This window comes from Yaniella sp. (assembly GCF_030453185.1).
Classification (GTDB): Bacteria; Actinomycetota; Actinomycetes; order Actinomycetales; family Micrococcaceae; genus Yaniella.
Genome location: NZ_JAKDKW010000085.1, coordinates 1 through 8,981 on the forward strand (window position 1 = coordinate 1; position 8,981 = coordinate 8,981).

The 8,981-nt window shown below is 55.1% G+C and carries 10 protein-coding genes and 1 pseudogene; 7 read left to right on the forward strand and 4 right to left on the reverse strand.

Annotated elements, in window-relative coordinates:
- On the reverse strand, window positions 1–237 hold a 237-nt coding region (locus tag L0H14_RS10645), incomplete at its 3' end, for a biotin transporter BioY (protein ID WP_367618773.1).
- Window positions 238–665: 428 nt separating this feature from the next.
- On the opposite strand from L0H14_RS10645, the gene L0H14_RS10650 reads away from it, so the two are divergent.
- Both L0H14_RS10650 and L0H14_RS10655 read left to right on the forward strand, forming a co-directional pair.
- A complete protein-coding gene (locus L0H14_RS10650; protein WP_301418483.1) occupies window positions 666–812 on the forward strand; it encodes a hypothetical protein in 147 nt (48 codons plus the stop codon).
- Between the two features lie 113 nt (window positions 813–925).
- On the forward strand, window positions 926–2,269 hold the full coding sequence (locus tag L0H14_RS10655; protein WP_301421803.1) for an ISL3 family transposase: 1,344 nt from the start codon (window positions 926–928) through the stop codon (window positions 2,267–2,269).
- 14 nt (window positions 2,270–2,283) lie between these two features.
- Here the strand turns inward: L0H14_RS10655 and L0H14_RS10660 are convergent, their stop codons facing one another.
- The gene (locus L0H14_RS10660; RefSeq protein WP_301419573.1) at window positions 2,284–4,119 is read right to left on the reverse strand and encodes a phosphoenolpyruvate carboxykinase (GTP); all 1,836 of its coding nucleotides are present in this window, start codon (window positions 4,117–4,119) and stop codon (window positions 2,284–2,286) included.
- Window positions 4,120–4,124: 5 nt separating this feature from the next.
- On the reverse strand, window positions 4,125–4,379 hold the full coding sequence (locus L0H14_RS10665) for a hypothetical protein (RefSeq protein ID WP_301419572.1): 255 nt from the start codon (window positions 4,377–4,379) through the stop codon (window positions 4,125–4,127).
- Window positions 4,380–4,572: 193 nt separating this feature from the next.
- Between L0H14_RS10665 and nrdI the strand changes: the two genes are divergently transcribed.
- The 3 genes from nrdI to L0H14_RS10680 are packed head-to-tail and all read left to right on the forward strand — an operon-like array spanning window position 4,573 to window position 6,793.
- Window positions 4,573–5,061, forward strand: a complete 489-nt coding sequence (gene nrdI / locus L0H14_RS10670; protein ID WP_301419570.1) for a class Ib ribonucleoside-diphosphate reductase assembly flavoprotein NrdI — start codon at window positions 4,573–4,575, stop codon at window positions 5,059–5,061.
- Between the two features lie 59 nt (window positions 5,062–5,120).
- The gene (gene nrdF / locus L0H14_RS10675; RefSeq protein WP_301421804.1) at window positions 5,121–6,140 is read left to right on the forward strand and encodes a class 1b ribonucleoside-diphosphate reductase subunit beta; all 1,020 of its coding nucleotides are present in this window, start codon (window positions 5,121–5,123) and stop codon (window positions 6,138–6,140) included.
- Between the two features lie 44 nt (window positions 6,141–6,184).
- Window positions 6,185–6,793 (forward strand): NADPH-dependent FMN reductase, encoded by a 609-nt coding sequence (locus L0H14_RS10680; RefSeq protein ID WP_301419567.1) that lies wholly within the window; start codon window positions 6,185–6,187, stop codon window positions 6,791–6,793.
- Here L0H14_RS10680 and L0H14_RS10685 read toward each other — a convergent pair.
- Entirely contained in the window at window positions 6,790–6,972 is a 183-nt protein-coding gene (locus tag L0H14_RS10685) for a hypothetical protein (protein WP_301419566.1), read from the reverse strand. The two genes, L0H14_RS10680 and L0H14_RS10685, sit on opposite strands and share 4 nt — an antisense overlap.
- A 258-nt stretch (window positions 6,973–7,230) precedes the next feature.
- Between L0H14_RS10685 and L0H14_RS10690 the strand changes: the two genes are divergently transcribed.
- Entirely contained in the window at window positions 7,231–8,469 is a 1,239-nt protein-coding gene (locus L0H14_RS10690) for an integrase core domain-containing protein (RefSeq protein ID WP_301419565.1), read from the forward strand.
- Window positions 8,470–8,618: 149 nt separating this feature from the next.
- Window positions 8,619–8,921: pseudogene (locus L0H14_RS10695) on the forward strand (transposase); the annotation flags it as partial.
- Window positions 8,922–8,981 lie beyond the last annotated feature (60 nt).

Sequence of the window (8,981 nt, forward strand, 5' to 3'; positions counted from 1 at the left end):
CACAATGGGGGCAATGACATAACCGATGAGATACCCGGCTGTTGGAGAAACAAAGACACCGATGCCTCCGCGACCACCAGCCAATAGTGGCAGCCCGATGGCCACACCGAGTATGAGCAACCCCATTGAGGCGGCACCACGCCATGGGCCAAGCACCGCACCGGCGAGCATAACCCCGAGAGATTGCAAGGTGATGGGCACCCCGCCCGCCAAGGTAATGGAACCCACTAGGCCCATCGCGGCTGTAAGTGCCGCAAAAACCGCTATGCGGGCTAAATCTCGGACAGACAAGGTTACTCCTCTGCAAACAACTTACTGAACACTGTTCATTGAATGACATCCAGTGTAGCCTGGCTTCTGGCCGGGTGTCATAAACATCAAGGAGTCCTTGGAGCGAACCTGACTAATATGGCAGAAACTTGCACCTAGCGAGGTAAGGCTACCAACGGGGTAAATCATTCCGGCTGCGGCCAACCAATTCCGTAGTGGATGCATGGCCGGACGAAAATCTCATGAAGGTATACAAGCTCCGCAGCTCGTGGAGGACCTTTTCCGCATATTCATTGGCCAAATCCGCTATTACCAGATGATGAGATGTCAACCATCGGGGAAGTGACGCTGCAAAAACGCTGAACCCAAAACCCGCAAGCTTACGCGCATCTAATATGAATATCGGCACAGCTCCCGAAGAACCAAACGGCATGTCGTACATGCACTTCAGCGAAGGTCTCGGCGAGATCGCTCTGATAGTCATCGCCTACCGATTATGGTTAGTCACATTGGGATACGACCCAAGCCAACTGCTGAAATGAGGCTCTTGTGTCGTTTCCGTGGGTAACGAAACTGTGATGTAACCCAGACACGCCGCTTCTGGTCTAGGTTTTGAGGTGTTGAATCTCCAAAACCATAGTGACGTGGAAGCGGCGTGCAGAATACTAGTTTATGGCGTGGGCTACTGGGTGTCGACAAAACGACCATTATTGAGGCCGTCGCCTACGCCGAAGACCAGGACATCGTGGTCGTGGATGTCCGACCGGCCAAGCGGTTCACGCCACGCTGTGGTGTCTGTGAACGCAGGGCTGTTTTCTATGATCCCGGTGAGGGTCCCAGGCGGTGGCGGGGACTGGATTTAGGCACCGTCCCGGTGTATTTACAATCCCAAGCGCCGCGGGTGGACTGTCGGGTGCATGAGGTCACAGTCGCCCAGGTGCCCTGGGCTCGGCATAGTGCTCGGCATACGTATCATTTTGAGCAGCAGGCTGCGTGGTTGGCGACCAAAACTTCTAAAACCACGGTCACGCAATTGATGCGCATCGGGTGGCGTACGGTGGGATCGATGGTTTCGAGGGTGTGGGCTGGTGGTCAAGCTCAGCATGATCGTTTTGATGGGCTGGTCAGGATTGGCATCGATGAGATCAGCTATAAGAAGGGCCATAAGTATCTGATGATCGTGGTGGATCACGACACCAAAAATCTGGTGTGGGCTGGTGTTGGCCGCAGCACAGCCACTCTGGAGGAGTTCTTTGACGCGTTGGGCGAAGACCGCAGTGCTCAGATCACCCATGTTTTAGCCGATGGTACCCCATTCATTGCCAAGGTCGTGGCGCAACGTTGTCCCAATGCTATCCGGATGGCTGATCCGTTTCATGTGGTCAAATGGGCTACGGATGCGCTCAATGACGTCCGGCGTCAATCCTGGAACGAGGCTCGACAGTTAGCTGGGGCCGAGCCGAAACGACCTCGGGGTAGACCTGCCGCAGATGCCCCGCCGGCACCGCAGTCACAGCGTGCCAAAGGGCTCAAAGGTGCCCGGTTTGCCCTGTTGAAAAACCCGGAAGACCTCACCCAAAACCAGACCCACAAGCTGGCCTGGATCGTCAAAGCGGACCCGCGACTCTATCGGGCGTATTTATTGAAAGAAGGCCTACGTGCCGTATTCAAACTGCCGGTGGATGCTGCCGGTGAGGCGTTAGACGGCTGGATTAGCTGGGCTAAACGATGCCGGATCCCGGAATTCGTCAAGCTGCAACGCACCATCGTCAAACACCAGGACCAGACCCTGGCCGCCATCGAACACCGCTTGTCTAACGGGTTGATCGAATCCACCAATACCAAGATCGGATTGATGACTCAAATGGCATTTGGGTTCAAATCCGCTGACGCATTAATCGCCCTGGCCATGCTCTCTCTGGGTGCCCACCGCCCAGTACTACCCGGCCGGCCGCTAACCCACGGAAACGACAGGAGCGCCTGGTTTTCGCTGTGTTAAACATGCATGATCCTTTATGAGTGATGTTGTTTGTCGTCGAATTGCCTATGAATACGCTGATGGACGGCGGAGATGTTGGTAGGCAACCTGAATTGGGCCAAATAGTTTTCACGCTGCCGCATTTCGTTGCGCCACAGTTCAGTATCAATGCGTAGCAGCTGCTGTAAACGTTCGGCGGAGATATCTAGACCCCGCAGGTCCAGTTCGTCAACTCGAGGCACCACACCGACGGGGGTGGTTATACCGTGTGTTGTGCCGGCACGATAGTCGAGCAGCCAGACCAAGGCACGAAGGTTTTGCCGGTAGCCGGGCCAGATAAATCCGTTGTCGGCATCGCGTTGGAACCAGTTGACGTGTGCAAACAGTGGCGGATCATCAAGCGTGTCGAGGATCTTCAGCCAGTGCGCCGCGTACTCGCCCTCCGGATAGGACATGAATGGACGCATGGACATCGGATCATAGCGCATCTGCCCGTCGAGTCCTTCAGCCGCAAAGGTAGCTTCTGCACCCATCGTCAAGCCGTCGTAGACACCTTCGGTTGGATCGCTGATCGCTCGCACCAGCGGTTCGCGATCTCGGGTTCGACCACCGAAAATAATCGCATCGATGGGGACCCCCGCCGGGTTTTGTGCGTTGGCTGCCAGCGTCGGGATTTTGATCAGCGACGTGGCGAACCGACCGTTGGGATGAGCCCAGGCGTTGTCGCGGTCCTCTAGGCTTCGTGTGGAGATCAGATGTCCGGTCCAGTCGCGCCAACCAGCTATGTCTTCGGGCGGGCTGGGTGTTTTTCCTTCCCACCATAACGCCCCGGTTTCGTCATGACGGGCGACGTTGGTAAAGATAGCGCCAGAACCGGGCTGGATGGAGTCCATGGCAGCGGGGTTGGTGGTGTGGTTAGTATCTTTGGCCACGCCAAAAATGCCATTTTCGGGATTCATCGCGTAGAGGCGTCCGTCTTCGCCCGGCCACAGCCAGGCGATATCGTCGCCATAGAATTCCACGCTGTACCGATCTTCCATGCCCTGGGGTGGCAGCATCATGGCAAGGTTTGTTTTCCCGGAAGCCGAGGGGAAACCACCACAAATGTGGAACCGCTCGCCGGTGGCGTGGTCGACGATGCCCAGCAGCATGAATTGTTCGGCTAAGAACTCCCCGGAAGTCCAGCCGTCATATGCAGCTTGGCGTAGCGCGTGAGCAATTTTACCCAGCAGCGCGTTGCCTCCGTAAGCGGAACCATAGTGCAGGATCAACCGTTGGTCAGCGACGGTGGCGAATAATCTCTGATCCTCGTCAGTGCCCTGTCCCAACTGTTCGAGGTCTCCCGTCACATGGACCCCGCGGACAAAAAACTCCGGATCGGCAAGGTCATCAAAGACCTCAATGCCCACCCGGGCCATGCGGATCATGTGCAGCACAACGGTCCGATCATCGGTGAGCTGCACACCAGCAGCATATTTCGCTAACGGTGTGTTGGGCACCGCCATCAGATACGGGATGACGTACATGGTTTTACCCCGCAGAGCGCCACGCATGTTTTCGCGCTGCTGCGCCACTACTTCATCAGCATGGCGCCAGTTGTTATAGACGCCGCGATCCGATGGCCGACTGGTCGCCACAACCGTTCGCTGTTCCGAACGCGCCGTGTCTTTAGGATGCGACCGGGCAAAATAATTGCCTTCGCCAGCGCTCAGCAGCTCATCGGCTTGCACCGCTTCTGCTAACAGTTTGGTGTCATCAGCGGCGCTCACGAGGGTAATCTGGTCAGGCTGCGTCAGCTCCGCCCATTCAGTGACAAATTTCTGTATGGCCACGTTTTTGATTCGGGCCTGCTGCAATGCTTCGTTGACCATTGTGATTACACCTCTCCTACGAAGGTTGGCGGCGACGGAGGTGGACCTGCTCGAAGCGCCACTTCAACAAAGCGGTCAATTTTACCGACGTCTTCGCCACGCAAAAAGACCACGAGCATGCGCAGCAAGTCATCGACAACAAGGTCCGGGCTCGCGGACGTTGCGATCAGCCGCCGCGCTGTCTCATAATCTCCATTTCGCAACTGCTGAAAGAGACCAACGGCCTCTAACCAACCGTACTGTCGGGATTGGCCCGCCATGTTGACAACTCCTCAGGATTGATATTCGGTACGCCCTAAACCTTATATACGTCCTGCCAAACATGCAACTTCGTCTTGTCGTAGATTAATGACCCTTCATCTGATAGAACTAGATATTGCCTTGCCCATGATCATTGATCACTACATGTAGTAAACGTCGCAGGGCATCGTCCATGTCGTTACAGGAGACTCCATGAGCAAAAGCACAACATCTCGACAGAAGCTGCCCGTGCAAGAAATTTCGGCTGAGCACTCTCCTGACCTGGTCTATTTTTCCTCCGTCTCGGAGAACACCAAGCGCTTCGTTGATCGCCTCAACAGACCAGCTATCCGGATTCCGTTGCGCCCACGCGTCGAGGGGCCGATTCGCGTCAATCAACCATTCGTCCTGGTCGTACCCACCTATGGCGGCGGCGAACCATCGACGGCCGTTCCCAAACAAGTGATCGCTTTTCTCAACGATCCACAGAACCGGGATCTGTTGCGTGGCGTCATCACTGCCGGAAACACCAACTTTGGAGCGCACTATTGCCTGGCCGGCCCCGTGATTTCCCAAAAGTGTCAGGTACCAGAGCTTTATCGCTTCGAACTGTTGGGTACATCGCACGATACCGAACGCGTCACCGAGGGGCTTCGCGATTTTTGGAGCAAGCTGGCTACCGCAGAACCAACCACTGTCTGATCATTCACTGATCACGGCACAAAACCCAGTTTTCAAACCACAGGATGAGAGGACCGTCCATGAAAAGTAGCACCACTGACATCAGCCAGGCTTCCGCGACCCCGCCAAACTATAGGCTTGACCCTTCGGTCCCCTTGCGACCCATCAACTGGAATCATCTCGATGATCCCAAAGACATAGAGGTTTGGAACCGCATCACCAGTAATTTCTGGTTGCCTGAGAAGGTCCCGCTGTCCAACGACCGCTCGGATTGGCTGGCCATGACGCACCCAGAACAGACCGCGACCATGCGGGTTTTCACCGGCTTGACCATGTTGGACACTGTTCAGGCAACCGTGGGCGAAATATGCCAGATACAAGATGCCCACACCGAACATGAGCAAGCGATCTACACCAATATCGCTTTCATGCAGGCGGTGCACGCACGCTCGTATTCGTCGGTTTTTTCGACGTTGTCGACGACCCCACAAATTGATGATGCCTATAGCTGGGCCATCAAGAATGAGCTCTTACAGACCCGAGTCAAAACCGTTATGCAATACTATTACGGCGACCATCCGCTAGAACGCAAGGTCGCATCAACGCTATTGTCGTCGCTACTGCTGTACGCCGGCTTCTATCTGCCGCTGTACTTTTCCGTGCAGGGCACGATGACCAATACCGCCGACATGATCCGTTTGATCCTCCGCGATAAAGCAATCCATGGCTATTACTCGGGGTATAAATATCAGCGGCATCTCGAAACCTACCCCCGTCCTGATCACGAGCGGATGCAAGAATTTACGCATAATTTGTTGGACGAGCTCTACGAACTTGAGCTGGCCTATTCCGAAGAGCTCTACGCGCCACTTGGTCTTGTTGATGAAGTTTCCGTCTTTGTTCGCTATAACGCCAATAAAGCGCTCATGAATCTCGGGTATCCCGGTCGCTTCGATGCATCGGAAACCGCCGTGAACCCTTCTGTCATATCGGCTCTGACCCCCGGGGCAGACGAGAATCACGACTTCTTTTCAGGGTCCGGTTCGTCTTACGTCATCGGCAAAGCAGAAGAAACCCAGGACACCGACTGGGAATTTTAGTCAGGCCCTTCACACCTATATTCATGCAATACAAAGGAGCGTCATTGTCTACCACGATCTCTGTACTTATCGGCAGCCTGCGTCGCGGATCCTATTCCCGCAAGATTGCCAACAATATTCTTGAGTATTTCCCCGAGGGAGTCGTTCCCCGCATTGTGGAGATCCGGGATTTAGCACTATATGACTTCGACTACGATGATCCAGCAGTCACCGACAAGCCCGCGCCCGCTGCATATACGGCATTCCGTGACACCATCAAATCTTCCGATGGTGTGCTATTTATCACTCCAGAGAATAATCGTACGATTCCCGCAGCCCTGAAGAATGCTATCGATATCGGATCAAAGCCCAACTCAGATGTGGCATGGCGTCACCTGCCAGCCGGCATCATCAGCCACTCGGTTGGACGGATGGGCGGCTACAGCTCACAAAAGAACCTTCGGCTGGCGCTCTCCTATTTCGATATGCCGCAGCCGGGCCAACCCGAAGTATTTCTCGGGCAATCGCCTTCCCTGTTCGACGTACACGATCGTATTGCACAAAAATCTACTGTGGCATTTCTGCAAGGCTATATCGATCGCTTCGTGCAACTCGTGGAACACCATGGTCGGATTTCAAACCCAGCCACCGCCGTCTCGATGGCAATCAGTTAATGGGCATGAGAGAAACCCATGGTTACGAGCATGATTTCATCAGCCGGGGTTTGTTCATGGAGACGGCCTAGCGCTGCGGCCGCAACGGTGTAAGCGTTGAGCACCCACGACACTGCCTGCGGAGATGCAGTCGGGAACGCTTCACCGATGCGAGGCAGCGCCAGATTGACAATGAACAAGTCGAGTGACGACAGAGTGCTCGGAGCATGAATTTTCTCGGCGGCCCTGGACGGTTCTCGTGCTACGCGAACTCATATACGGAGTACACGATTCGACGAGCTACGACATCAAACAGAGGCGTCAGACCGCACCCTGGCTGATCGGTGCTAGGAAGCCCTATCCGGTAGCGGGTGTCTGCGTATCGGGAAGCAGTGGTCTGACGATCGGATGTGCTGTGTCAGTACGTTGTGCACACATTGCGGTGTTGATTAGGGGTTATGGTTACTCCTTTGTCACAGGCTGTGCGCCAGAAAATTATTGCTTTTGATCCTGCTAACCCGGATGCTGTGAAGGTGTCAGAGTTTTGTACGTCGTTGAAGATTTCCCGGCGCAGTTTTTATACGATCCGGCAACGGTATGCTGAGGAATCTCAGGCGGCGTTGCATCCACGCAGCAGTGCACCACATCGGACTCAGCGGGTCTACGACGATTCTGTGACTCGGGTGTTATTGGCGGCACGGGCGGATCTGAAATCACGTGGCTGGGATTATGGGCCGATGTCGATCCGGTTTGAAATTGCGGTGGAACACCTGGTGGAACCACCGATCCCGTCGGTATCGACCATCGCCCGCTTGCTGCGGGCTGCCGGGGCGGTGGAAGCCAACCCCAAGAAGCGACCCAAATCGTCGTATGTGGGATTCCAGCGGTCCCAAACCATGGCGTTACGGCAGATTGACGCATTTGAATACAAGCTGTTTGATGACCACACATCCAAGGTGACGATTTATCAGGTGCTGGATGACGCCACGCGCAAAGACATGGGTACCACCGCGTTTGCTGATCCGGAAAACGCTGACGACGCCATGACCGTGATGCAAGCGTGTATCACCGCTTACGGGGCCCCACATGAGGTGTTGTCAGAAAACCATTCGTCGTTCAATCAGCTGCGTCAAGGCCGGGTGGGCGCCATGGAACTCTACCTGGCCTCCGTTGGCTCGCTGGCGATTAGTGGGCGGACGTATCATCCACAAACCCAGGGCAAAAATGAGCGCAGCCACCAGACGTTATACCGGTTCTTACAAGCCCACCAGCCCACCAGTTTGGAGGAGGTCAATGCCCTGTTGGTGTCGTATCGTCAGCACTATAATCATCGTCGGCCGCATCAAAGCTTGCCACCGAATATGACCCCGCAGGTAGTCACCATCACCGGGCAGAATCGTGGTGTGTTCTTCCAAGGCTGGAAGATCGCGTTGCCGAATAACTACGCGGAACGACAGCTGTATCGGACCGTGGCTGATGGTCAATTGGCGTATTGGTGCGTGGGCGAAGGCGACATGGTGCTCTCCGTGCCGTTGCCGATCGTAGCGATTACCGGGCCCAAAAAATTTGTGAATTCATACAACATCCAAGGCGTATGGCTCAAAGACCCGCCCCACTGTGGACCAAACGCCGCGAACAGGCCCTCCAGAAATTCCAGGCCCTCGCTCCTAAAGGCAGCTCTGGATCCTAAATGGTAGCTGCGCACGAGGTCCCGACATTGACTGTGCATAAGGTCGTGACCTCCTGTGTGCTAAAGGTACTGACATTGCGCGTGTGTCAAGGGACAATTTATTTTGCATGGCTGGAGACATGAGTTTTGCACGGTTTGAGACACGTGGATGCTGCCCGTGAGGCGTTAGACGGCTGGATTAGCTGGGCTAAACGATGCCGGATCCGGGAATTCGTCAAGCTGCAACGCACCATCGTCAAACACCAGGACCAGACCCTGGCCGCCATCGAACACCGCTTGTCTAACGGGTTGATCGAATCCACCAATACCAAGATCGGATTGATGACTCAAATGGCATTTGGGTTCAAATCCGCTGACGCATTAATCGCCCTGGCCATGCTCTCTCTGGGTGCCCACCGCCCAGTACTACCCGGCCGGCCGCTAACGGAAACGCCTAAAACGACCACCAAGCAAAGTTGAAGAGATTAGCCTTGATCCACCGATGAGTAGTCGGACGTCTGCCTAAAATTCTTCGGTGGG

What these genes read in the sequence shown, in the direction of transcription:
- L0H14_RS10650 (WP_301418483.1), top strand. Translation starts at nt 666, where the DNA reads ATGAATATCGGCACAGCTCCCGAAGAACCAAACGGCATGTCGTACATG.
- L0H14_RS10660 (WP_301419573.1), bottom strand. Translation starts at nt 4,119, where the DNA reads ATGGTCAACGAAGCATTGCAGCAGGCCCGAATCAAAAACGTGGCCATA.
- L0H14_RS10665 (WP_301419572.1), bottom strand. Translation starts at nt 4,379, where the DNA reads ATGGCGGGCCAATCCCGACAGTACGGTTGGTTAGAGGCCGTTGGTCTC.
- nrdI (WP_301419570.1), top strand. Translation starts at nt 4,573, where the DNA reads ATGAGCAAAAGCACAACATCTCGACAGAAGCTGCCCGTGCAAGAAATT.
- nrdF (WP_301421804.1), top strand. Translation starts at nt 5,121, where the DNA reads ATGAAAAGTAGCACCACTGACATCAGCCAGGCTTCCGCGACCCCGCCA.
- L0H14_RS10690 (WP_301419565.1), top strand. Translation starts at nt 7,231, where the DNA reads ATGGTTACTCCTTTGTCACAGGCTGTGCGCCAGAAAATTATTGCTTTT.